This is a genomic window from Aminobacter sp. P4_D5, assembly GCF_056401815.1.
This window is the reverse complement of sequence record NZ_JBFUIP010001476.1, coordinates 1-505: the sequence shown is the minus strand read 5'-3', so window position 1 is coordinate 505 and position 505 is coordinate 1. Positions and strand designations below refer to the sequence as shown.

At 72.1% G+C, this 505-nt stretch carries 1 protein-coding gene; it reads left to right on the top strand.

Annotated elements, in window-relative coordinates; all coding sequences use genetic code 11:
• Positions 1 to 10: 10 nt before the first annotated feature.
• Positions 11 to 505, top strand: a 495-nt coding sequence (locus AC1DWF_RS39050; RefSeq protein WP_476843742.1) for an alpha/beta hydrolase, incomplete at its 3' end; no start/stop codon positions are given.

Below are 505 nucleotides of genomic sequence, written 5' to 3'. Positions count from 1 at the left end.
CGGAGCGCCCGTGCATGTGTTCTTCCACGGCGGCTACTGGCGGGCGCAGGATAAGGCGAACTTCGCTTTCATCGCGCAGGCACTGGTCCGGCGCGGCGTGACGGCCGTGATCGCCAACTACCCGCTCTGCCCGCGCGTGATGCTGAACGGGGTCGTCGCCTCCGCCCGCGCCTGCGTCGCCTGGGTCATGCGCCATGTGGCTGAGCACGGCGGCGACCCCCGGCGGATCACCCTGTCCGGCCACTCCGCGGGCGCGCATCTGGTCGCCGCCATCCTCGCGGCGGACTGGGAGGGGCAACCCGGGACGATCACCGGGGCGCTGATGAGCAGCGGCATCTACGATCCCACGCCCGCCATGCGGACCACCGTGAACGCCGACATCCGCCTGACCCCCGAGCTGGCCCGGCAGCACGACTACGAGCGCATTCCCCCGCGCGTCCGCTGCCCGGTCTGGGTCATGGCCGGCGGGCTCGAGCCCTGGCTCTGGATCGAGCAGTCGCTACGC